General features: G+C 74.5%; 21 protein-coding genes. 8 read left to right on the forward strand and 13 right to left on the reverse strand.

Annotated features, from left to right (window positions below; translation table 11 throughout):
- Nucleotides 1–89: 89 nt before the first annotated feature.
- Complete coding sequence (locus IF30_RS0109185; RefSeq protein WP_030234613.1) at nt 90–494, reverse strand: DUF4259 domain-containing protein; 405 nt, start codon at nt 492–494, stop codon at nt 90–92.
- Between the two features lie 189 nt (nt 495–683).
- Between IF30_RS0109185 and IF30_RS41180 the strand changes: the two genes are divergently transcribed.
- Complete coding sequence (locus IF30_RS41180; protein WP_199807842.1) at nt 684–929, forward strand: hypothetical protein; 246 nt, start codon at nt 684–686, stop codon at nt 927–929.
- Between the two features lie 75 nt (nt 930–1,004).
- Here the strand turns inward: IF30_RS41180 and IF30_RS0109195 are convergent, their stop codons facing one another.
- Entirely contained in the window at nt 1,005–2,762 is a 1,758-nt protein-coding gene (locus tag IF30_RS0109195) for an LCP family protein (RefSeq protein ID WP_030234614.1), read from the reverse strand.
- Nucleotides 2,755–3,372, reverse strand: a complete 618-nt coding sequence (locus tag IF30_RS43360; protein WP_051709588.1) for a DUF6542 domain-containing protein — start codon at nt 3,370–3,372, stop codon at nt 2,755–2,757. The genes IF30_RS0109195 and IF30_RS43360 overlap by 8 nt, the downstream gene beginning before the upstream one ends.
- Nucleotides 3,373–3,629: 257 nt before the next feature.
- Between IF30_RS43360 and IF30_RS0109205 the strand changes: the two genes are divergently transcribed.
- The gene (locus IF30_RS0109205) at nt 3,630–3,836 is read left to right on the forward strand and encodes an antitoxin (RefSeq protein WP_030234617.1); all 207 of its coding nucleotides are present in this window, start codon (nt 3,630–3,632) and stop codon (nt 3,834–3,836) included.
- Between the two features lie 86 nt (nt 3,837–3,922).
- Nucleotides 3,923–4,636 carry a lytic transglycosylase domain-containing protein gene (locus IF30_RS0109210; protein WP_234322643.1) on the forward strand — a complete coding sequence of 238 codons (714 nt, stop codon included), beginning with the start codon at nt 3,923–3,925 and terminating at the stop codon, nt 4,634–4,636.
- 122 nt (nt 4,637–4,758) lie between these two features.
- Here the strand turns inward: IF30_RS0109210 and galE are convergent, their stop codons facing one another.
- The 4 genes from galE to IF30_RS0109230 form a co-directional block, all read right to left on the reverse strand.
- On the reverse strand, nt 4,759–5,772 hold the full coding sequence (galE, locus tag IF30_RS0109215; RefSeq protein WP_030234622.1) for a UDP-glucose 4-epimerase GalE: 1,014 nt from the start codon (nt 5,770–5,772) through the stop codon (nt 4,759–4,761).
- Nucleotides 5,773–5,997: 225 nt separating this feature from the next.
- A complete protein-coding gene (locus IF30_RS0109220) occupies nt 5,998–6,675 on the reverse strand; it encodes a hypothetical protein (protein WP_030234626.1) in 678 nt (225 codons plus the stop codon).
- A 260-nt stretch (nt 6,676–6,935) separates the two neighbouring features.
- A complete protein-coding gene (locus IF30_RS0109225) occupies nt 6,936–9,188 on the reverse strand; it encodes an RICIN domain-containing protein (RefSeq protein ID WP_234322644.1) in 2,253 nt (750 codons plus the stop codon).
- 232 nt (nt 9,189–9,420) lie between these two features.
- Nucleotides 9,421–9,927, reverse strand: coding sequence for a hypothetical protein (locus IF30_RS0109230; protein WP_030234630.1), 507 nt, complete (start codon nt 9,925–9,927; stop codon nt 9,421–9,423).
- A 504-nt stretch (nt 9,928–10,431) separates the two neighbouring features.
- Between IF30_RS0109230 and IF30_RS43365 the strand changes: the two genes are divergently transcribed.
- Nucleotides 10,432–13,002 (forward strand): cytochrome P450, encoded by a 2,571-nt coding sequence (locus IF30_RS43365; RefSeq protein WP_051709591.1) that lies wholly within the window; start codon nt 10,432–10,434, stop codon nt 13,000–13,002.
- A 50-nt stretch (nt 13,003–13,052) separates the two neighbouring features.
- On the opposite strand, the gene IF30_RS0109245 is transcribed toward IF30_RS43365, so the two are convergent.
- The 4 genes from IF30_RS0109245 to IF30_RS0109260 form a co-directional block, all read right to left on the reverse strand.
- Nucleotides 13,053–13,244, reverse strand: coding sequence for a DUF6126 family protein (locus IF30_RS0109245; protein WP_030234637.1), 192 nt, complete (start codon nt 13,242–13,244; stop codon nt 13,053–13,055).
- A gap of 50 nt (nt 13,245–13,294) precedes the next feature.
- The gene (locus tag IF30_RS0109250) at nt 13,295–13,639 is read right to left on the reverse strand and encodes an ArsR/SmtB family transcription factor (RefSeq protein ID WP_030234640.1); all 345 of its coding nucleotides are present in this window, start codon (nt 13,637–13,639) and stop codon (nt 13,295–13,297) included.
- A 234-nt stretch (nt 13,640–13,873) separates the two neighbouring features.
- The gene (locus IF30_RS47615) at nt 13,874–14,335 is read right to left on the reverse strand and encodes a hypothetical protein (RefSeq protein WP_030234643.1); all 462 of its coding nucleotides are present in this window, start codon (nt 14,333–14,335) and stop codon (nt 13,874–13,876) included.
- Nucleotides 14,336–14,800: 465 nt separating this feature from the next.
- Nucleotides 14,801–15,949: a glycoside hydrolase family 3 N-terminal domain-containing protein gene (locus tag IF30_RS0109260; RefSeq protein ID WP_030234646.1), complete on the reverse strand. Its 1,149-nt coding sequence runs from the start codon at nt 15,947–15,949 to the stop codon at nt 14,801–14,803.
- Between the two features lie 130 nt (nt 15,950–16,079).
- Here IF30_RS0109260 and IF30_RS0109265 point away from each other — a divergent pair, with 130 nt between their 5' ends.
- The gene (locus tag IF30_RS0109265) at nt 16,080–16,556 is read left to right on the forward strand and encodes a hypothetical protein (RefSeq protein ID WP_063752551.1); all 477 of its coding nucleotides are present in this window, start codon (nt 16,080–16,082) and stop codon (nt 16,554–16,556) included.
- Here the strand turns inward: IF30_RS0109265 and IF30_RS0109270 are convergent.
- Nucleotides 16,481–17,977, reverse strand: a complete 1,497-nt coding sequence (locus tag IF30_RS0109270) for a PLP-dependent aminotransferase family protein (RefSeq protein ID WP_030234651.1) — start codon at nt 17,975–17,977, stop codon at nt 16,481–16,483. The two genes, IF30_RS0109265 and IF30_RS0109270, sit on opposite strands and share 76 nt — an antisense overlap.
- Before the next feature lie 30 nt (nt 17,978–18,007).
- Here IF30_RS0109270 and IF30_RS0109275 point away from each other — a divergent pair, with 30 nt between their 5' ends.
- Nucleotides 18,008–18,844: a methyltransferase domain-containing protein gene (locus IF30_RS0109275; protein WP_199807843.1), complete on the forward strand. Its 837-nt coding sequence runs from the start codon at nt 18,008–18,010 to the stop codon at nt 18,842–18,844.
- 161 nt (nt 18,845–19,005) lie between these two features.
- On the opposite strand, the gene IF30_RS0109280 is transcribed toward IF30_RS0109275, so the two are convergent.
- Nucleotides 19,006–19,503, reverse strand: coding sequence for a MarR family winged helix-turn-helix transcriptional regulator (locus tag IF30_RS0109280; protein ID WP_030234657.1), 498 nt, complete (start codon nt 19,501–19,503; stop codon nt 19,006–19,008).
- A gap of 111 nt (nt 19,504–19,614) precedes the next feature.
- On the opposite strand from IF30_RS0109280, the gene IF30_RS0109285 reads away from it, so the two are divergent.
- A complete protein-coding gene (locus IF30_RS0109285; protein WP_037899416.1) occupies nt 19,615–20,535 on the forward strand; it encodes an EamA family transporter in 921 nt (306 codons plus the stop codon).
- Between the two features lie 128 nt (nt 20,536–20,663).
- Complete coding sequence (locus tag IF30_RS0109290; RefSeq protein WP_030234662.1) at nt 20,664–21,305, forward strand: NAD(P)-dependent oxidoreductase; 642 nt, start codon at nt 20,664–20,666, stop codon at nt 21,303–21,305.
- Nucleotides 21,306–21,466: the final 161 nt, after the last annotated feature.

Here is a 21,466-nt window from a genome sequence, read left to right on the forward strand (position 1 = left end):
CGACCCCCCGGCCGTCCACCGCGCGCACCCGCACCGGCGCGATCGGTGCGCCCGGCGCCCGCTCCCGCAGGCCCGCCCGGGGGCTCGCGCTAGTCCGGTTCGAGGACGTCACGCAGGGCGCGTATGCCCCGCCGCCACGTCGGCCCCTCCCCCGCCTCGTCCCACAGCTCCGCCACCTCGGACCCCGCCGCCACCACGCGGTCCAGCGCCGCCGCGGCAAGGGCCCGCAGCTCGACGGCCTGCAGCGGAACCGCCTCCTTGGGGCCGTAGCTGCTCACCACCGCGGTGCCGCCCGGGCACTGCGCCGCCACCAGTGCGGCGGCGGCCACCGCCTCGACGCCCTCGTCGCCGTCCAGGTACTCCCCCGCCTGGGCGGCGCCCAGCAGTGCCGCCCGGACGACCGCCTCGCGCTCGCCCGGCGCCGCCTCGTCCAGGCCGCCGGCGAAGTCCGCCGCCGTGTCGTTGTCGAAGGGCCCGATGTCCCATGTGCCCATGCCGATCCCCTCACGCGCCTTGGTGTTCGTGTGCGACGGATGCTTGCACACGCCACTGACAATTCACTGCCGGTCCGGAGATTCGCTGGTCGACAGGCCGACGGCACGACAGGTGCACGGACGCCGAACTCCGTGCCCTCACCCGCGAGGTGACCCGCCGCCTCGTACGCACCGGCTCTACCCCTGGTCATGCCCCGCCGGGGCGGCTGGACCAGCGACCTCACCGCCTCCGCCGAGGCCTTCGCCGCCCACTACCCCGAGCGCGCCGACCAGTTGCGGCCGGCCGCCGCCACCGCCCGTACCCCCGCGGCGGATCGGACCGTCCTCGGCACGCTCGTCGACGACTCGGGCCCCTGGCTCACCGCGGAGTACACCGCCGTCCACGGCGTCAAGGCCCCGCGGCCCCGAGGGGCGGAACCCCGGACGAACGGATGAGGACGAAGCAGTACGGGGAGGTGACCTGACCGCCCGGCCCGGGGCTCCGACCGGGCAGCCCGCCGGGGCGCCCGCTCAGTCCACGCAGGGGATCCCACCCGCCTTCACCGAGGGCCCCTGCATCGGCAGGCCCGCCGCCGGATCGGCGGTCGGATCGCCCGAGGCGGCGGCGCCCGGGGGCGTGGCGGCGGTGGGCGGCGGTGTGCGGGTCACGGCGAGGGTGAGGACGATGTGGCCCGCGGGGACGCCTGCGGAGGCCGTCGCGGTGACGCCGTAGCGGGTGGCGAGCTGCTGGGCGTCCGTCCTGGCACCCGTGCCGTAGGCCACGGTGGTGGCTCTGGTCCTGGCGGGCGCGTCACCGATCCTGCCCGGCTGGTAGCCGAGTTCGGCGAGGGCCTTGGACTCGGTGGCGGCCGCTCCCGCGCCGGCGGCCGCGTTGACGTCGACCATCGCCTTCGCCGGCCCGTTCGGCGACGCCGGGGCGGACCCGGACGCGGCGGCCGCTGCGTTGCCGGAGGCTGCGGCGGTCGCGGAGGCGGAGGCGGAGGCGGAGGCGGCCGGGTCGGCGGCGGTGTCGCCGGGGGCCGAGGCCGGTGCGGCCTGCGCCGGTTCGTGGTTGAACAGCTGTCGGACGATCTTCTTGATCAGGTCCGGGTTGACGGTGTTGACCTCCTGCCCGCCGACCGTCTTGAACCCGGCGATCGGCAGGGTGTTGAACTCGACGTTGCCGCCCGTCAGGTTGGGCGCCTGCTGGGCGAAGTCCAGGACGTCCCACTCGTTGTCGATCACGATGTCCTTCTTGACCACCGCGAACAGCTTCTGCATCTGCCCGAAGTCGTTCAGGATCCCCTGCTGCTTGAGCCGGTACTCGACGGACGAGATGAACGCCTGCTGCCGGTGGGTGCGGTCGAGGTCGCCGTTGGTGAGGTGGTGGCGCTGGCGGACGAAAGAGAGTGCCTGGGCGGCGTCGAGGGAGCTGATCCCGGCCGGGAGCTTGAGGCCGGTGCCGCCGCCCTCGTGGGTGGCGGTGCGGGCGGTGATCGGATCGTCCACCGGGTGGTTGAGGCAGACCTGGATCGGCTCGACCGCCTTGGCGATGTCGTAGAAGCCGATCAGGTTGACCTCGGCGAAGTGGTCGATCGGCACGTCCAGGAAGCTCTGCACGGTCTGGATGGTGGCCGAGCGGCCGGCCTCCCGGCTCTGCCGCTCCAGCTCCGCCTTGGAGAGCCCCTTGCCGGCGAGCTTCTGTTCGGCGGCCCCCTTGGCGATGCCGTACGCCTCCTTGATCTTGTGCATCCTGCCGTCGGCGCCGGCGGTCTGCACGTAGTCGTCGCGCGGGACGGACAGCGCGGTGACCTTGCCGCCGTTGGCCGGGATGTGCAGCACGATCAGGGCGTTGGTGTTGTAGCCGCCGATCTCGCTGGACCCGGCGTGCAGTTCTTCCTCGACGAACTGCTTGGGCAGGTCGTTGCCGTCCATGTCCTTGCGGCTGTCGAGGCCGATCAGCAGCAGGTTGACGGACTTGTCGGGGTGCGGCGGGGCGTTCTTCCTGGCTTCGGTCAGCGCGGTCGACTTGATCATGCCGTCGTCCAGGCTGCGGTACTCGTACCAAGTGAAGCCGCTGGCACCGAGCACCGCGACCGAGACGGTGCAGGCCAGGGTGCGCCCGGCCACGGTGAGCGGGGCGGCGCCGCGCTGCGGGCTCCGGCCGCGCAGGCCTCCGGCGCGGCCGCCGGTGGAACCGCCGGCCCGGCCGCCGGTACGGCTGCCGCTGCGCGCGCCGCCGCGAACGCCGTCCCGAACCGTGTTGCGCCTCCGGCCGGGCTCAGCCACGGCGACTCCTTCCGCCCGGTGCGTCCGCACTGCCGCTCCGCCGCCCCGCCGGCACGGCCCGCCGCCGGTCGGCCACCGTCCGACCGACGACCACCGCCAGGGCCACCCCCACCGCGGTGGCCATCACCGGGAACGCCCCGACCACCCAGCGCAGCGCGCCGGTGCCGAGGTTCCCACCCTGGTACTTGTCGGGGTGCGCCGCGTACTCGACGCCGGACGCGACGAGCAGCACCACGACCGGCGCGCCGGTGACCACCCACCAGCGGCCCGGCCGGCTGCACAGCACCGCCGCGGCCGCCGTTCCGAGCACCGAGCCCGCCGCGAACAGGACGCCGACGCCGGGCCCGCCGAACTCGTCGACGACGCCCCCGAGGACTGGCAGGCCGACCGCCGAGAGTGCCGCCACCAGGCCGCCGCGCCGGCGCGCCTGCTGCCTGCGGCGCGCCGTTCCCGCCCGCTGAAGCCGGGTCGGCCCCGCCACGCCGGGGTCCGGGGCCTCCGCTCCGGCTCCGGGGCGACCGGCCGTGCGGGTGCGCTGGGCGGGGAGGGGGCGGTCCTCGGTGCGCGGTCCCGCGTCCTGGTACGGCGTTCTCGCCCGCTGGCCGGCCATGCGCACTTCCCTCGATCGTTGCCGTCGGGGCGGCGCGTTCGCACCGCCGTGGGTGCCGGGACGCCTTCGGTCCTGGCGGCACCCCCTTCCTCTACACCGCTGTAGAAGATGGGCTGGAGCATACAAATCCATTTCAGCAAAGTCATCCGTCACCCTCCGGCAGCGGCGGACCGTCTGGCGGGCCGTCGTTAGGATGGTCGCGATCCCCGTCACGTCGGCACACCATCAGGAACGCCTCAGAGGAGCAGAGCGTCACCATGTTTGAGAGTTCGAAGAACCTCGCGGACAAGGCCACCGGCCTCGCCCGCGAGCACGGCGACGTGATCGGGCGGGGGCTGGAGAAGGCCGGCGACGCGATCGACGACCGTACGGACGGCAAGTACGGCGGGCAGATCGGCACCGGCGTCGAGAAGGCGAAGGACTTCCTCCGCGGCCTCGACGGCGGCCGGAAGCCCGCCGAGTAGCTGCCGCACGGACGCGACCGCCCGCACGGCGGTCGAACGAGCGCGCGGGCGCACCGGCGAACGGGCGGGGGGAGGAGCCGACAGCGGTGAGCGAGAAGCAGAAGGGGTCCGGCTGGGGGGGCTGGCTGGTGATCGGCGGTGTGGTCGTGGCCGTACTCGGCCTCATCCGCGGTGGCGGCCACGACGGCCCGGCCACCGCCGACCCGTCCCGGGGCACCACCGCGTCAGCCGCCCCCTCGTCCGGCGCCGGAGCGTCGGCGGGCTCTTCCAACGGCTCCTCGACGGGCTCCCCGGCCAAGCCGTCGAAACCCTCCGGGCGTTACGACCCCGCCGACTACGCGGCCCCGGTGCGCCAGTACGCCGCCGAGGCCGGGGTCAACCCGCAGCTGCTGATGGCGATCCTCTACAACGAGGCGTACAAGCCGCACGACCCCGAACTCGAACGGGCCTGGCAGCGCGGCAAGCCGGACGCCTCCTTCGGCATCGCCAACATGCACCGGGCCGCCTTCGACGACACCAAGCCGGGCCGCCCGTTCGCCTCCCGCCAGTGGGAGGAGCTCCCGGACGACCGCAACCTCGCCGTCCAGGCCGCCGCCTGGCACCTGCACGACCTCGCCGCCCAACTGCCCGCCCACCCCAGCGCGCCGCTGAGCAGCGACGAGCTCACGGCCCTCGGCTACAACGCGGGCGCCGGCAACATGCTGGCCTTCGCCCGGGGCGTCAAGGTCGGCTCCCAGGCGCAGTCCTACCTCGACCGCCTGCACGACAACTGGGCGAAGTCCGGCGAGGCCGTGAAGTAGGGGCAGTGAAGTAGGGGCAGTGAAGGTAGGGCCCGTCGCCGGGCGTCCCGCCACCGTGGCCGCGGAGTCGGCTGCGGGGATCGGCTGCGGTGGTCAGACGACGGGCGCGGGCCCACCGGTCGTCAGACGCCGACGCGGGCGGCCCACTTGGCGCGCCAGGCGAGGGCGTCGGCGACCCCCTCGCCGATGCCGCGCCTCGGCTCCCAGCCGAGCAGCTCCCGGGCCGTGTCGACGGCGGCGTAGCAGCCGATCACGTCGCCGGGGCGCGCGCCCGCCTCCCGGACGTCGAGCCGGACGCCGACGACCTGTTCGAAGGCGGTGATCAGCTCGCGGACCGTGGTGCCGTCGCCGGTCCCGACGTTGATCACCCGGTAGCGGTCCGCCGCGCCCGGGGCGATCACCTCGTCGAAGCGGAGCAGTGCCGCGACGTGCGCCTCGGCCAGGTCCTGGACGTGGACGTAGTCGCGGATGCCGGAGCCGTCACGGGTCGCCCAGTCGACACCGGTCACGGTGAACGGGGAGCCGGTGGTGTGCGCCTCGATCAGCTTGCCGAGGGCGTGGGTCGGGTTGAGGTCCTGCAGGCCGGTGCGCAGCTGCGGGTCCGCGCCGATCGGGTTGAAGTACCGCAGGGCGATGACGCGCTGGCCCTCGGCGCCCTCGCCCCGGGTCCAGTCCTGGAGGACCTGCTCCATCATCTGCTTGGTGCGCGCGTACGGGCTGCCGGCGTCGACCGGGCAGCTCTCGTCGACCCGGGCGTCGGGGGTGGGCGCGTAGATGGAGGCGGAGCTGCTGAAGACGACGCGGGTGCAGCCGAGGCGCTGGAGGGAGTCCAGGAGGTCCACGGTCTTGGCGACGTTCTCCCGGTAGTAGTACAGCGGCTTGGCCACCGACTCGGGCACCACGATCTTCGCCGCACAGTGCACGGTGGCGTCGATGTCCGGGTGCTCGGCGAAGATCCGGTCGAGCAGGGCGGAGTCGGCGATGTCGCCCTGGTAGAAGACCCGGCCCTCGACGAACTCGGCCCGGCCCTTGGAGAGGTCGTCGAGGACGACCGGGGTGATCCCCCGGTCGAGCAGTGCCGACGCCACCGTGCTGCCGATGAAACCCGCTCCGCCGGTGATCAGGACCTTCTTCATGCGCGGACGCTCCCTTGCGGTCGGCCGGGCGCCCGGTGGCGTCCGGTGGTCACAAGGACGTGGGTTCGTACCCGCTGGTTCCCCGGCAGGCCGCCCCCGCAGCCCAGGCATGGTGGCCCAGGCGCTCCTGCGGGGTCACGCTTCGGCGCCCTCAGGCCCGGCGGCGACGGAGCCACGCTTCGGCGCCCTCAGGCCCGGCGGCGACGGGGCCACGCTTCGGCGTGCTCAGGCCCGGCGGCGACGGAGCCAGACGCCGGCGCCGACCAGCAGGACGGCTGCGGCGGCGGTGCCGACGACCGCCCAGGTGGTGGAGTCGGAGCCGGCCCCGCGGGTGGAGGCGGCCGCGGTCTCGTGGGCGGGCCCCGCGGTGGCCGTCTGCGCTGCGGTGGCCGCGGGCGAGGAAGTCGCGGGCGTCGGCCCGGAGGTCGCGGGCGCCGGTCCGGGTCCGGAGGTCGCCTCCGGAGTCGGGGCGGCGGTGGCCCCGGCCGACGGCGGAACCGCTGCCGTGCCCGCCGGCACCGGGTCGTCGATGACGGCGGCCTCGACGTCGAGTTCGCGCTCGGTGTGGCCCAGCGAGGGGAACGCGCAGTCCACGGTCACCCGCCAGTGCCCCGCGGGGAGGATCTCCCGGGTGGTGTACGTCCCCGCGTGGCCCGGAACGGTGATCAGGCGCCAGGGACCGACGGAGCGGCCGTCCGCCGCGACGGCGGAGAGCGTGCCGGCGAAGTCCTCGGTGACCGGGTCGTGGTCGTTCTCCCAGGTGGCGACGGTGCTGACATGACCGTTCTGCTGGCCGGTGACGTCCAGGTGGACGCTGTCCCCGTGGGCGGCGGCGGGTGCGGCTGCGGGCAGGACGGCCGCCGAGGCGAGGGCGAGGGCGGCGAGGAGCGGGCGGGTTCGCATGACGGGCGGTTCCTCATGGCGGTATCGGGACGGGGTGCGGGAGCGGTGGTGCCGGGCGCGGCCGCCTCGGGTGGAGGACGGCCGCGCCCGGCGCACGGACCCAAACAGCTTGCAGGCGCAGCGGCTTACGGATGTGCGGCCGACTGGCGTAGCGGTTCGCAGGCCTGCCTGCGCGCCGGCTCGCAGATCTGCGGTCGCGCGGTTTCGCGGTTTCGCGGCTTCGCGGTTTCGCGGTTTCGCGGACTCGCGGTTTCGCGGCCTTACGAGGTCTTCAGCAGCGACCAGCTCTGGTACGGCCGGCCGTTCGGCTGCTGCAGCTCCAGCAGCCAACCACCGTAGTACCACCGGTCGCTGAGACCGAGCACCAGCCCGCCGCCGCCCGCCGTGACGGTGAAGCCGCCGTCGGTCGAGGTGAGTTGCCACTTCTGCGCGGCCGCGTCGGAGCACGGCTGCTGGGCGACGTACTGGCCGGCGACCGGCGCGCCGCCGAGCTGGAGGCACTTGCCGGAGCGGGCGGACTTGATCCGCACCGCACCGCTTCCGGCGTCCTCGAACTGCCACTTCTGGTTGGCGTAGCCGGTGCGCTGGTAGGCGATGGCGACGGTGCCGTCGTTCATCGAGCTGCCCCACAGGTCGGCGGCCTGGCCGGTGAGGCCGTTGACCAGGGTGTAGGCCGCGCCCGGCTGCGGACGTCCGGCGTCGGCGACGGTACGGAAGGTCACGGAGCGGCCGGGCTTGCCGACCGCCCCGGCGGCGTCCCGGACGGCGACGGCCACGGTGTACGAGGTGCCGGGAGCGAGGCGGACCAGGCCGACCACGGTCGAGCGGACGGTGCCGATCGGCTGGCCGTTCAGCAGGACGTCGTACCCGGCGGCCGCGGGCGCCGCGTTCCAGCTCAGCATGGCGGAGGTCTGGGTGACCTGGCTGACCGTCATGTCCGGGCCGGTGTTGCCCGGGGTCGGCGTCGCGGTCGGGGTCGGCGTGGCGGTCGGGGTCGGCGTGGCGGTCGGGGTCGGCGTCGGGGAGCCGGTCGGGGTGGCGGTGGGACCGCCGGTGGGCGTCGGGGACGGCGAGGGCGTACGGGTGGGCGTGGCCGTCGGGGTCGGGGTGGGTGTCGGGCTCGGACCGGTGCCGCCGCCGTTTCCACCGCCGGCGATCAGGAAGCGGTTGTTGGCGACGTTCCAGTGCGTGGTCAGGTAACTACCGGGCTTCGGAGCCGTGTTGTAGTAGTCGTCGTGGTTGCAGTCGAGCCGGTCGTCCTGGGCGCGATCCGGGCAGACGGTCCGCATCTGCGGGTAGTTCGGGGCGTCCGAGTAGCACATGATGTCCCACTCGTCCGTGCAGTGGCCGGCCTTGCTGGAGTTGGGCGCGCTGTTGTTCACCGCGCCCAGGTTGTGGCCGAGTTCGTGCGCGGCGGTGCTGCCGCTCCAGCAGCCCGAGTCGGTCCGGCCGTACGAGGGACCGAAGTTGCTGAGGTTGTCCTGGCCGGGGCGCTCGTCGCCGGCGAAGGTGCCGATCCCGCAGTACACCTTGGCATCGGTGAACATCATGTACTTGCGGTCCTTGCGGTTGAACCCCTGCGCGGCGAGCGCGCGGTTGCTCGCGTTGAAGTCCTGGATCTCGGCGTCCGAGATCTGCACGTTCAACACCGAGGCGGTGCAGTCGGATTCGGTGACGAAGCGGACGTGCCGCTCGCCTCCGGTCTCCGCGGCGCTGGCGTTGTAGATGACATCGACGTCGGCTGCCCACTTCTTGAACGAGGCCAGGTACTGGGCGAACCGGTCGTTGCCCGGGGTGTGCACGTACACCGCCTGGACCCGGTTGCCGCTGCTGCCGTCACCCTCGCAGACCAGCTTCGACCCGGCGGGCGCGGCCGAAGCACTCGGGGCGACCGGAGCGGTGTCCGCGGCGGCGCTGCCGGAGCCGCCGAGCAGGGCCTTCTGCGTGGCGTCCAGGACGGGCGCGGCACCCTTCAGCAGGTCGGCGGCGGCGGGCGGCTGCGCACCGGCCGCGGGGGTGAGCGCGGGCGCCTGGGCGGCCGGGGCCGCGACGGGCGGGACGTCCTGGCGGATGTCCACGCCCTTGGGCGGCACGTCCGGACCGTGGCTGCACTGGGCGCTGCCGGTGACCTCCAGCGTGCCGCCGCAGCGGTCACTGGTCGGCAGGCTCAACCCCGCGTAGACCAGGCCGCGTTCGGGCTGGTCCTTGGGTATGGACTTGAGCGGCGCGGCCTTCTCGTCCCGCTTCGGGGCGGGCGCCTGGGCGCCCCCCTCGGCGGTGCCGGTCTCCCCCGGCCCGCCGTCGTCGGTGATCAGCCCGGCCTGCGACCCCGAGTGGTCGGCCGCGCCCTCCGCGGCCGTGACGGCACCGTGCACGGCCGTCGGCTCCAGCGCGCTGCGGATGCCGAGCGTCCCCGCCACCAGTCCGACCGCCACCGCCGCGGCGACCAGGGCGCTCCTGCGGGTGAGCCTGCGGCGCCTGCGCCGGCGAAGCTCGCTGCTCCGGTGTCCCATCGCGTTCCTTTCCTCGTGCGACGGCCCGCGCCCCTGTGGTGAAGGGCTCGGGCCTTCCGACACTCCGGAGAGCGGACGGGACCACTGCGGATAACAAAAAACCTTTGCGAAATTCTTCGCCCTGTTCGACCGAGTCGGCGGGAGGGCCGGACCTCGGGCGGTCGGACGGCGGTCCGGGCGGGTCGGCCGCGACCGGGCGACACCCCGGCTGACCAGCTGTCATGAGCTTCGGTCAGGCGGCCGCCCTCACCGCGTCGGCACCGAAGGCCGCCACACCCGCGGTACCACCGAGACGCCTGGCGCTCCCGCCACTCCCGGCACTCCCGCCGCTCCCGGCAGCGCAACCGCGGTGCAGCCGGGCCAGGGCGGCCGCGAGGTCGGCACCGTCCCCGGCCAGCCAGAGCCGCAGGGCGGCGGAGAGCGCGGCACTGGCCTGACCCGCCGAAGTCCCGCCGGTCCGCGCGAGCCGCTCACCGAGCAGCGGCAGCAGGTCCGCGACCGGAGCGGGCAGCCACAGGGTGAGCGCGCAGGGCGCGGGGCGGCCCAGGACACGCAGCAGCGGCAGGACGGACGCGTCGTCGCACAGGGCCGGGATGACCTCCAGCAGGCCGTCCACCGCCACGTCCGAGACGTCACCGCCGTGGCCGCTGTGACCGCCGTGACCGCGCGCGAGTTCGCGCAGCAGCGCCCGCTCGGCGGCGGTGATCCGGACGGTCAGCATGACCTCGTCGCAGTCCATGTCCCGGCCCCTGTCGTGAAGTTCCTGGAGTTCGTGGAGTCCCTAGGGTTCGCGGCGTTCGCGGCGTTCGCGGCGTTCGCGGCGTTCGCGGCGGCGTTCGGCGTTCGCAGCGGCGGTCGGCGTTGCCGGGGTCGAGCGCGGGCCGGTGGCGCAGAGCGGGTCATCGGACTCCTCCTTCGGCGCACCATGCTGTCCGTCGCACGGCCGTTCGGCGAGGGTCCAAAGGCCCTGCACCCCGGGTCGGGCGCGGACCTTCCGGCCCGGGCGTTCAGGTAGGTCGGCCGGTCCGTCCCGCACGGGCACGGCGGGGACGCGCCGATCGGCCGTTGGAGTGATCCACACGCGTTCGGCGCAACGCCCGTCGGACCGGCGCGTTTGCCATGGCGTGCGCCCTCCAGCAGGGGTGCGCGCGGGGGCCGCACTCGCCGGTCCCCCGACTCCCGGCCGGCTCGCCGGTGCCTCCCGGCACCACCCGCACCGGCCGCTCTGGTGAGAGGTACTGTCATGACCCTGCTGACCGAGACACGAAAGCGAATCGTCCCCCCGAGAACCGCGCCAGGGCCGTCCCCGCTGACCCGCGCGGCCGTCCCCCCGCTCGCGCCCGGTGCGCTCCCCGGCCTAGGGCACGCCACCGCCCTGCTGCGCGATCCCCTCGGATTCCTCGGCTCCCTCGCCACCCACGGCGGCGTGGTCAGAATCCGGCTCGGGCCGCGCACCGTCTGCGTGGTGACGGACGCCCGGCTGGTCCACACCCTGCTCGTCGCACTCGCCTACGACTGCCCGCGCGGCGCCGTCCAGGACACCCTCAAGACGGCCTTCGGCGACGGCCTGCTGATGTCCGAGGGACAGGCCCACCGCGACCGCCGCCGGATCATCCAACCCGCCTTCGGGCCGGACCGGATGGGCGAGTACCTGGCCGTGATGCACCAGGTCACCGAGGAGCGGGCCGGCCGCTGGCGCCCGGGCCAAGTCCTCGACGTGGCCAAGGAGATGAACCATCTCGCGCTGGAGATCGTCACCCGCTCACTGTTCGACGCCCGGCTCAGTGAGGACGCCACCCTCGCCTTCCACCGCGCGCTGCCGGACATGGTCAAGGGCCAGATCGTCCAGTCCCTCTACCCGCACCCGGCGCTCGCCCGGCTGCCGCTGGCCGTCAACCGCCGCTTCGACGCCGCTGTCCGGGTGCTCAACCGGGTCGTCGACCAGGCCGTCAACCGCCCTGCGGCGGACACTCGCCCCGACGACCGCCGAGGCACCCTGCCCGCTCTGCTGCGCGCCGCGACCGACCCGGCCACCGGCCGCCCGCTCACCGAGGCCGACGTCCGGTCCGAGGCGATCACGATGTTCGGCGCCGGCACCGAAACGGTCTCCACCACGCTGACCTGGCTGCTCGACGAACTGCTGCGCCACCCCGAGGTGGAGGCCCGCATGCTCGCCGAGCTCGACCGGCACCTGCCCGCCGGCACCGCGCCCACCCCGGAGGCGCTGGCCCGGCTCACCTACACCCGCAGCGTCACCCAGGAAGTGGTGCGGCTGCACGCACCCAACGCCTTCCTGATGCGCACCGCCCAGGTGCCGGTGGAGCTCGGCCCGTACCTGATCCCGGCCGGCACCGAACTGCTGTACAGCCTCACCGCGCTGCACCGCGACCCGGTGCGCTACCCCGAACCGCTCGCCTTCCGGCCCGAGCGCTGGCAGGACGGCGGCAGCGCCGGGCGGCCCTCCTTCCTGCCGTTCGGGGCGGGCAAGCACAAGTGCATCGGGGAGGCTTTCGCCTGGGCGGAGCTGACGGTCGCGGCAGCCGCGATCCTGCGCCGTTGGCAGCCGGTCGCCCTGCCGGGGGTGCGGGCCCGGGAGGTGGTCTGGACGACGGTCCAGGCGCAGGGGCTGCGTGTCCGACTGGCCCCGCGCGAGGAGCCGGCGACCGGAGCCGAGCAGGCCACCGGAACCGAGCAGGCGACCGGAGCCGAGCGAGCCACCGGGACCGAGCGGGCGACCCGGACCGAGCAGGCGCCGCTTCCGGAGCGGACGACCCTCGGGAGCGGCACCCGTTCGACACCCCGCGAGGCGGCGGCCCCGGGCCGGTGCCCGGTCAGCGCCACAGCCTTCTCCGCCGGCGACTCCACGGCCCCCGCGCCGTCCCCCGACCGGCCCCGGGCACCGCGCCCCGCCCGCGAGCTGCGCGCCGCCGCGGACCGGCATGCCGACTGGACGGTCCACCACGGCCTGCTCACCCCGTCCGAGCTGCCCGGCTACCGCGCCTATGCCCTGCACGAACTGATCGGCCGGGCCTTCCCCAGCGCCCGCGGCGCCGAACTCGACCTGCTGATCGACCTGTTGGGCTGGTTCACCATCCTGGACGACCGCTTCGACGGCACGCCCGGGCGCCGCCCGGCCGAGGCCCGCGCCCTGGTCGACCCGCTGATCGCGGTCCTCGACGGCGGCGGAACCCCGCCACAGGGCCAACTCCTTTCCGCCTGGCGGGAACTGTGGGGCCGCCAGACCGAGTCGATGTCCGCTGCCTGGCGCGCCCGGGCGGCCCGCGAGTGGCGCTCCTGTCTGGCCACCTTCCCCGCCGAGGCCGACCACCGGGCCCGCGGCACCGTACCCGCACACGGCCTCGGCCTGACGGACACCATGCGACTGCGTCGCCACGGCAGCTGCCTCTACCCGTTCATGAACATACTGGAACGGGTCCACGGTGCCGACGCCCCCGCCGCCCTGCACGCGGAGCCCGCCCTGCACCGCCTGCGCGCCAACACGGCCGACGCCGCCACGTTGATCAACGACCTCTACTCACTGGAGCGGGAGGAACGGCAGACCGCCGCCGCCTTCAACACCGTGCTCACCCTGCAGCGGGTCCGCGGCTGCACCCGCAGCCGGGCCGTCCGCGCGGTGCGGGACCGGATCGTACGGCTGCGCCAGGAGAGCGAGGAACTGCGGGCCGAGCTCCAGCACCGCCACCCGGCGGGCCGCTGGTACCTGGACGGCACCCGGGAGCTCGTCGCGGGCGTGCAGGCCTGGACCAGCACCAGCAACCGGTACCTGGTGCCGGGCGGCGCCCGCCGCCGCTGAACGGAGGATGCCACCGGTCGGACCCCGACGAGCCGTCCACCCCTGTCGCGCTACTTCCGGCCCCCGAGCGCGAACAGCAGCAGCACGAAGCCGGCGAACAGGTGCGTGGCGAAGACGTAGATGCCCGCTCGGATCAGCATCGCCTTGCGGCGCCTCTTCTCCTCGCTCGTGCCGTCGTTCGCACCGCCGAAGCTGCCGCCACGCGCGCCGTCGTCGGCCCGGTCGGTGGCGCTGTCACTCATGGGGGTCTCCTCGGATCGGGCGGACGGGCCGGGCGCGGCGCGCAGCCGGCTCATCGGGCCTGCCGTACGCCGGGGGCGCGCAACTCGGTGAGCAGCGCGCCCTGGTCGGTGATCAGGTCGGTCAGGATCCGGCGCGCCGCGCGCAGGAGTTCGGCGACGTCCGGGGTGCTGAGCGCGTACACCACCGTGTTGCCCTCACGGCTGGCCGTGACCAGTTGGGTGCGGCGCAGCACCGCGAGCTGCTGGGAGAGGCTGGACGGCTCGACCTCGATCTCCGCCAGCAGCTCGCGCACCGGCCTGGGCCCGTCCTGGAGCAGTTCCAGGACACGGATCCGCACGGGGTGACCGAGAGTGCGGAAGAACTCCGCCTTGGCCTGGTACAGCGGGACCGGCATCGTCGGGCCCTCCCTCGGGTGCGGCTCGGTGGTCATCAGGCCGCGCGGGGTCCGTGCCGCGGCCGGTAGGCATCATCCCGACAGATGAAGATTTCTTCAAGTCATCACAGCGCCGCGACCTGCGACAACTCCCCGTAGGTGACTCATTTCACACGCGCGAATGCGGCAGGGCGCACCGAGGCCGGGCCCGGGACACTTCCGACTCCCGGGCCCGGCCGTGACGATGACGGTGCGTCAGCAGACTACGGGCACATCGACCGTCACCGGGGACGGTCCGCGCCACGCCGACTCGACCGAGAAGGACGCGTGCACGGTCGACCCGCACGGTGCCGTCGTGGCGATCCCGTCGACCCGCACGGTGCTGACCTGGAAGACGGTGCGGCCGCTCACCGCACCGAGCGAGCCACCACCGGCCACGTCGGCCGACAGTCGGGTGAGCAGGTCCTGCGGCGCCGGCGGCCACGGGGTACCCGGGGACGGCGGCCCGGCCAGCCCGATCTGCCCGTACAGCACGACGCTGTCGCCGGTGACGTCGGCGCAGACCTTGGTGGACAGCCCGGCCTGCAGACCGGACCACCCGCAGGTGGTGACGGTGGTGGCGGTGACGGCCTGGGTGGCGGCGAGTGCCGGCACGGGCGCGGCGAGCAGGGCGGCGGCACCGGCGGCACTGGCGGCGATCCTGGCGAGGCGGTTCACGGGTTCCTCCTGGGAGGGTACGAGGGACGGTCAGAGACAGGTGGCGTGGCACATATGACATTTCATAGGCCGACGACAGAGAACTCTGCCATGTGATTCCTATGCCAGGATCGCAATTCGCCCTTGAAACTTAGGCTCCGACCGAATTCGAGCCTTCGATGGCCAAAACCGCTTGGTGCGCCCGAACTCGCGCCCTCCCGCGAGCGACGTTCACGTTTCCCGCAGGTGAACCCTCGCCGCACCGGCTCCCGGCGCGCGGTCGCGAGCCCGGGTGCGAGGCGGTCCGGGCCGATGGCAGGACGGGAGGGCGGCAGCGCGGGCGGACGGCAGCGCGGGCGGACAGCAGCGCGGGCGGACGGCGGTGCGGACGGACGGCAGTGCGGGCGGCTTCGATGCCGACCCGGTCGCCGCCGCCTACCGCCGCCTACCGCCGCCTACCGCCGGCTACCGCCGACTGCCGCCCGGTCAGCCGATGGAGGCCCTCAGGGCGTCGACGCGGGCGACGGCGGTGGTGAAGGCGTGGCGGTCGAGGCGGCCGGAGTCTAGGGCGGCGGCCAGGGCCTGGGTGGCGTCCTCGGCCTGCTGCGGGTCGCGCGCGGAGCAGAGCAGGAGGTCCATGCCGGCCTCGGCGGCGGCCACCGCGCGGTCGCCGGTGTCGCCGTACGGGGCGAGCGCGCCGGCCTCCATGGCGTCGGTGACGGTCACCCCCTCGAAGCCGAGCCGACCGCGCAGCTCGCCCTGGATGACCGTGGGCGACAGTCCGGCGGGGAGCTGTGGGTCCAACGCCGGGTACACCGCCCAGGAGGCCATCACCAGCCGTACGCCCGCCGTGATGGCGGCCCGGTAGGGTGCCTCCCCGCGGGCCCGGATCTGCTCCAGCGGGACGGTGACGGTGACCGGGCGTTCGTCGGTGTTCTCGTCGCGGGCGGCGGCGCCGAGGCCCGGGAAGTGCTTGGCGGTCGCGGCCACGCCCTGGCCTTGCTGGGCGGCGACGAACGTGCTGCCCAACTCCCCCACGGCGGCGGGGTCGTGGCCGTAGGAGCGCTCGAAGTGGTCGATGAAGTTGTCCGGGGTGTCGTAGACGTCGACGACCGGCGCGAGGTTGACGTTGAGCCCGGCGTCGGCGAGGGTGCGGGCGGCGCCGGTGCCGGCGTCGGCCGCTGCGGCCGCCGGGTTGGCGGCCAATCCGGTGCGGCGGGCGGAGAGTTCCGGGGCGCCGGGCAGTCGGCGCACCTTGCCGCCCTCCTGGTCGGTCATCAGCAGCAGGGCGTACGGGTGTGGTGCCTGGGCCGCCGCCTGCTTCAATTCGTCGACGGCCTCGGCGAGTTGTGCGGGGCTGGTGACGTTCTCGCCGAACAGGATCACCCCGGCCGCGCGGCCCTCCCGGATCGTCTGCAGCACCCCGGGCGGGGGAGTGGGGCCGGCGTACGAGAGCACGATCCGCCGGCCGGCGAGTTCGCGCGAGTCCTCGTGCTCCAGGGCGGCCATGGCGACGGTCCTCTCGGCCTGGGCGGTGCGCCGCTCGGACGCCGCTCCGAGCGGGACCGGCGCGAGCCCCGCCCCCAGGACCGCCAGCGCCACCCCGAACCGGGCGACCTGCCGGAACGCGGCCATCACGCCTCCTGGGTCGACAGCGGGCTTCGGCCCGTCAGCGTACCCGGGCTCCCGACCGGCCAGTCCGCCCAGCACCAGATTCATCCGATATTCCGACAACCTGGGTGAAGCTGCGCCTCAGGGTGGTCCGATGTTCGATCGACTGGAGATTCGCGTCCTCCCACCGGGCCCGCGCATCGCGGCTGAGCTGCGGGTCCTGGTCAACGGCGAGGACCTGGTGGCCCAATCGGCCGGCCCCGCCGGTCAGGGCCCGTGGGCCGGGCTGCTGTTCCCCCGCGACCGGCCGAGCCCGCTCCACGCGACCGACCGGCCGCACCGCGTGGAGCTGGGCGAGCCGGAGTGCACCGGCGGCTGCTGCGGCTACCTCTCCGCCACCGTCCAGCGCCACGGCACCGTCATCCGCTGGTCCGACTGGGAGGTCCCGCGGCTGCAGACCCGACCGCCGGAGTTCGACTTCGAAGCGGAGCAGTACGACGCCGAGCTCGCCCGCGTCGAGGCCGGCCCCTGGTGGCACCCGCTCGCCCGACCGGCTCACCCGGCACGGGCGACCAGCTCGCCCAGGACGGCGATGCCCTCGGCGATCTCGGACGGCGAGCCCGCCGCGTAGCCGAGGACCAGGCCCGGCGCGCACGGGAGCCGGGCGTGCCAGGACAGCGGCTGGACCTTGATCCCGCGGGCCAGCGCCGCCGCGGCCAACTCGGTGTCGGCGCAGCCGAGTCCTGCCGGCAAGGTCAGCATCAGATGGAGGCCCGCCGCCGCCCCGTGCACCGAGGCCTCCGGGAGGTGGCTGCGGATGGCGGCGACCATGGCGTCCCGGCGGCGACGGTGGCGGCGGCGCAGCAGCCGCAGGTGGCGGTCGAGCTCGCCGGATTCCATCAGCCGGGCGAGGACCAGCTGGGGCAGCACCGGGTTGCCGAGGTCGGCGAAGCGTTTGGCGTCGAGGACGGCGCCCCGCAGCCGGGCCGGCACCAGCAGCCAGCCGGTGCGCAGGGCGGGGGCGAGCAGTTTGGAGATGCTGCCCGCGTAGCAGACCCGGTCCGGCAGCGCGGCCCGGAGCGCCGGGACGGGCGGGCGGTCGTAGCGGTGTTCGGCGTCGTAGTCGTCCTCGATGACCAGGCCGCCCTCGCCCGCCCAGCGCAGCAGCTCGCGCCGGCGGTCGCCGCCCAGGACGACGCCGGTCGGGTACTGGTGCGCCGGGGTGAGCAGGACCGCCGGGGCGCCGGTGGCGCGCAGGGCGTCGACCCGGATGCCCTCAGCGTCGACCGGGACGGGCGGGGTCGCGGCGAGCCAGCGGGCGAGGTGCTGGCGGGCGCCGAGCGAGCCCGGGTCCTCCACCGCGACCTCGGTGATCCCTTCCCGCTCGAGGGCGCGGCCGAGCAGGGCGAGGGCCTGGGCCGTGCCGGCGACGATCAGCACCTCGTCGGGGTCGGCGCGGATGCCCCGGTTTCGGGCCAGCCAGTGGGCGACCGCCCGGCGCAGGGCGGGGGTGCCCCGGACGTCGCCGTAGCCGAGGTCGTGCGCGGCGAGCCCGTCGAGGACGGCGCGTTCGGCCCGCAGCCAGGCCGCGCGGGGGAAGGCGGCGAGGTCCGGCACGCCCGGAGTGAGGTCGATCCGGGCGGCGGTGCCGCGCAGGAGGTCGAACACCTCGGGACCGGGGTGGTCCCGGAAGAGGGCGGATGCGTCTGGGCGCGGGCGGGGCGGCTCCACCACGGGCGCGACGGGAGGCGGGGGCGGGGCCGCGACCACGACCGTGCCGCCCCGGCCCCGCCCCGCGACCTGCCCCTCCTCGGCGAGGCGCCGATAGGCGTCCGTCACCACCCCGCGCGAGACGCCGAGTTCGGCCGCCAGCACGCGGCCGGCGGGCAGTCGGCTGCCCGCCGGGAGCCGTCCGTCGGCGACGGCCTCGCGCAGCCGTCGGGCGAGCCAGTCGGTCAGGCCGCCGGGCGGGGCGTCGGCCGTGTCGAGCTGGAGGAAGTCGGCGCCGAGGTTATTGGACCTCTCGGATGCGTCAGGTTTGGACCTGTTCATGGGACCAATACTGGCGCGAAGGTTGGGGCCATGACCACGGAAACGGCAATGCCGGACAACACGACCGCCTACGTCCACGGCTACTCGGACGCCGAGGCGCTGCGCCTCGGTGACCAGGCGGACACCCTCGCCGAGCTGCTGCACGCGGACACGGCCTACCCGGCGGGCAGCCGGGTCCTGGAGGCGGGCTGCGGGGTCGGGGCCCAGACCGTGCACCTGCTGGCCGCCAGCCCCGGCGTGCTGCTGACCGCAGCGGACCTCTCGGCGGAGTCCCTGGCACAGGCACGCGCTCGGGTGACGGCACAGACGCCCGGCGCCAACGTGACCTGGCACCACGGCGACCTGCACGGGCTGCCGTTCCCGGACGGCGCGTTCGACCACGTCTTCCTCTGCTTCGTCCTGGAGCACCTGCCCGATCCGACGGCCGGACTGGCCGCGCTGCGTCGGGTGCTGCGGCCCGGCGGAACCATCACGGTGATCGAGGGCGACCACGGCTCGGCCTTCTTCCACCCGGAGAGCCCGGCGGCCCGGCGGACCATCGACCACCTGGTCCGCCTCCAGGCCGCGGCCGGCGGTGACGGCCTGCTCGGCCGGCGCCTGCATCCGCTGCTGACGGCGGCCGGGTTCGCGGACGTGACGGTCCGCCCGCGGACCGTCTACGCCGACGGCGCCCGTCCTGCCCTGGTGGAGGGCTTCACCCTGCGGACCTTCGTCGCGATGGTCGAGGCCGTCCGGTCGGAGGCAGTCGCCGCCGGCCTCACCACCCCGGAGGACTTCGACCGGGGCATCACGGACCTCCGCCGCGCGGCCGAGCCGGGCGGGACATTCCACTACACCTTCTTCAAGGCACTCGCGGTCAACCCATGAGGCACGCTCATGCCGGTGCGCCATGAGCAGGGCTCATGCCCTCGGCTCATGAGTCGCGCTCATGGCCACACCGCATGAGCCCTGCTCATGGTCTCGCCCATGCGCCCCGCTCATGCCCTCACCCATCGGGCGGCCGGCAGGCAGCCTCGCGCCGTCGACGCTCAGTCGGTGCTGTCCCCGAGGGCCACCAGCAGGGCGCGCATGGCGTCGACCAGGGCGGCGGTGCGGGCGTCGTCCAGGCCTTCGAGGAGGCCGAACTCGGTGGCGAGGTGGTCGGGCAGGGCGCGCTCGATCAGGGCGTGGCCCTCGGGGGTGAGGGCGACCTCGCGGCTGCGGCCGTCCTGGTCGCTGCGGGTCCGGGTGACCAGGCCGCGGGCCTCCAGCCGGTCGAGGCGCTGGGTGATCGCGCCGGAGGTGACCATGGCGGACTGCATCAGCCCGGTGGGGGTGAGGCGGTAGGGCGGGCCGCTGCGCTTGAGGGTGGCGAGGACGTCGAAGGAGGCGGCGTCCAGCCCGTGGTCCGCGAAGGTGCGGTTGAGCGCCGCGTCCACCAGGCGGTAGAGGCGCTTGAGCCGGCCGAACACCTCCATCGGGGAGACGTCCAGGTCGGGGCGCTCGGCGGCCCACTGAGCGACGACGCGGTCCACATGATCTGCCACGGCTCCAGGGTAGGCGATGCCTCCCCGGTTCCTTAGCAGTGAGGTAACTGTGAGCCACGTCACCACTTCGCCGGGGCGAAATATGCCTTAGCGCTGAGATACATTGGCTTAGTGCTAAGACATCGCCTCGCCATCGTGCTGGTGACGGCCCTCGCCCCCGCCATCTGGGGGACGACGTACCTCGTCACCACGGAACTTCTCCCACCCCACCGGCCACTCCTCGCCGCCGTCATCCGCTGCCTCCCGGCCGGGCTGCTGCTGATCGCCCTCACCCGCCGACTGCCGCACGGCAGCTGGTGGTGGCGCTCGCTGGTCCTCGGCGCGCTCAACATCGGGGCCTTCCAGGCCCTCCTCTTCATCGCCGCCTACCGCCTCCCCGGCGGCATCGCGGCCACCGTCGGGGCCGTCCAGCCGTTGGTCACCGCCGGGCTGTCGGCCGCCGTCCTCGGAGACCGGCTCACCCTGCGCACCGTGCTGTCCGGCATCGCGGGCGTGGCGGGCGTGAGCCTGCTGGTCCTGCGGGCCGACGCCCAGCTGGACACGCTCGGAGTGGCCGCCGCGCTCGGCGGCGCGGTGGTGATGGCCGCCGGCGTCGTCCTGTCCAAGCGCTGGGTCTCCCCCGCGCCGCTACTGGCCACCACCGGCTGGCAGCTCACCACCGGCGGGCTGCTGCTGGTGCCGGTCACGCTGCTCACCGAGGGCGCGCCGCCGTCCCACTACACCGCCGCCAACGTGCTCGGCTACGCGTACCTGTGCCTGATCGGTGCGGCCGTCACCTACGCGCTGTGGTTCCGCGGCCTCCGGGCACTGCCACCGACCTCGGTCTCCTTCCTCTCGCTGCTCAGCCCGGTGGTCGCCACCGTGATCGGCTGGCTGGCGCTCGGGCAGGACCTCAGCCCGCTGCAGGCGCTCGGCGCACTGATCGTGCTCGGCGCGCTCGTCGTCGCGCAGGTCCAACGGCCCCGCCCCGCCGCACAGTCGGCACCCACGGCCCCCTCGGCCTCCGCACCGCCCGTGCGCGAGAACGCCTGACCACGCCCGCCGCACCCCTCGACCCGCACCCCGCGCACACCCAGCCGCGCACCCGCACCCGCACCCGCCCCCGCACCCGCACCCGCACCCGCACCCGCACCCGCACCCGCACCCGAGGAGAACTCCCCATGCGCATCACCGTGTTCGGCGCCACCGGCAATGTCGGCAGCCGCGTCGTGACCGAAGCACTCGCCCGCGGCCACCAGGTCACCGCCGTCGTACGGGACCAGGCCAAGCCGCACGGCCTGCCGGCCACCGTCGCCCTCGTGACGGGCGACGCGCGCAACCCCGAGGACGTCGCCCGGACAGCCGCCGGCCAGGACGTGGTGATCACCGCCACCCGTCCGGCACCCGGCAGCGAGCACGAACTGACCGTCGCCACCAAGGGCCTGCTGGCGGGCATCGCCGGTACGGGCGTGCGACTGCTGGCCGTCGGCGGCGCGGGCAGTCTCACCGTCCCCGGGGCCGGCGGGGCGACCCTCGTCGAGGACCCCGGCTTCCCCGCCGACATCCGCCCGATCGCACTGGCCTGCAGCGAACAGCTCGACCTCTACCGGGCCGCCGACGCCGACGTCGACTGGACGTACCTCAGCCCGGCCGCGCTGCTCGAACCCGGCGAACGCACCGGCCGGTTCCGGCTCGGACGGGACGAGCTGCTGGTCGACGCCGACGGGAACTCGGCGATCTCCATGGAGGACCTCGCGATCGCGCTCCTCGACGAGGTCGAGCGGCCCGCCCACCGCCTGACCCGGTTCACCGCCGCGTACTGACCCGGCGTCCGGGGCGGTCCGAACCGGACCGCCCCGGACGCCACGGACCGCCAAGGGCTGCCACGGGCCGCCACCCGCCGCACCCGGCGCACCCGGCGCACCCGGCGCACCCGGCGCACCCGGCGCACCCGGCGCCACTGGTCGGAGCCTGCAGCCTCCCC

Origin of the sequence: Streptomyces sp. NRRL S-350 (assembly GCF_000719705.1) — a bacterium.
Lineage (GTDB): Bacteria > Actinomycetota > Actinomycetes > Streptomycetales > Streptomycetaceae > Kitasatospora.

Coding starts and splice junctions, on each gene's coding strand:
- IF30_RS0109290 (WP_030234662.1), top strand. CDS start 20,664: ATGCGCATCACCGTGTTCGGCGCCACCGGCAATGTCGGCAGCCGCGTC.
- IF30_RS0109250 (WP_030234640.1), bottom strand. CDS start 13,639: ATGCCGGTCCCGCTGTACCAGGCCAAGGCGGAGTTCTTCCGCACTCTC.
- IF30_RS0109265 (WP_063752551.1), top strand. CDS start 16,080: ATGTTCGATCGACTGGAGATTCGCGTCCTCCCACCGGGCCCGCGCATC.
- IF30_RS0109260 (WP_030234646.1), bottom strand. CDS start 15,949: ATGGCCGCGTTCCGGCAGGTCGCCCGGTTCGGGGTGGCGCTGGCGGTC.
- galE (WP_030234622.1), bottom strand. CDS start 5,772: ATGAAGAAGGTCCTGATCACCGGCGGAGCGGGTTTCATCGGCAGCACG.
- IF30_RS0109225 (WP_234322644.1), bottom strand. CDS start 9,188: ATGGGACACCGGAGCAGCGAGCTTCGCCGGCGCAGGCGCCGCAGGCTC.
- IF30_RS41180 (WP_199807842.1), top strand. CDS start 684: ATGCCCCGCCGGGGCGGCTGGACCAGCGACCTCACCGCCTCCGCCGAG.
- IF30_RS43365 (WP_051709591.1), top strand. CDS start 10,432: ATGACCCTGCTGACCGAGACACGAAAGCGAATCGTCCCCCCGAGAACC.
- IF30_RS43360 (WP_051709588.1), bottom strand. CDS start 3,372: ATGGCCGGCCAGCGGGCGAGAACGCCGTACCAGGACGCGGGACCGCGC.
- IF30_RS0109270 (WP_030234651.1), bottom strand. CDS start 17,977: ATGAACAGGTCCAAACCTGACGCATCCGAGAGGTCCAATAACCTCGGC.
- IF30_RS0109220 (WP_030234626.1), bottom strand. CDS start 6,675: ATGCGAACCCGCCCGCTCCTCGCCGCCCTCGCCCTCGCCTCGGCGGCC.
- IF30_RS0109275 (WP_199807843.1), top strand. CDS start 18,008: ATGACCACGGAAACGGCAATGCCGGACAACACGACCGCCTACGTCCAC.
- IF30_RS0109205 (WP_030234617.1), top strand. CDS start 3,630: ATGTTTGAGAGTTCGAAGAACCTCGCGGACAAGGCCACCGGCCTCGCC.
- IF30_RS0109245 (WP_030234637.1), bottom strand. CDS start 13,244: ATGAGTGACAGCGCCACCGACCGGGCCGACGACGGCGCGCGTGGCGGC.
- IF30_RS0109185 (WP_030234613.1), bottom strand. CDS start 494: ATGGGCACATGGGACATCGGGCCCTTCGACAACGACACGGCGGCGGAC.
- IF30_RS0109230 (WP_030234630.1), bottom strand. CDS start 9,927: ATGGACTGCGACGAGGTCATGCTGACCGTCCGGATCACCGCCGCCGAG.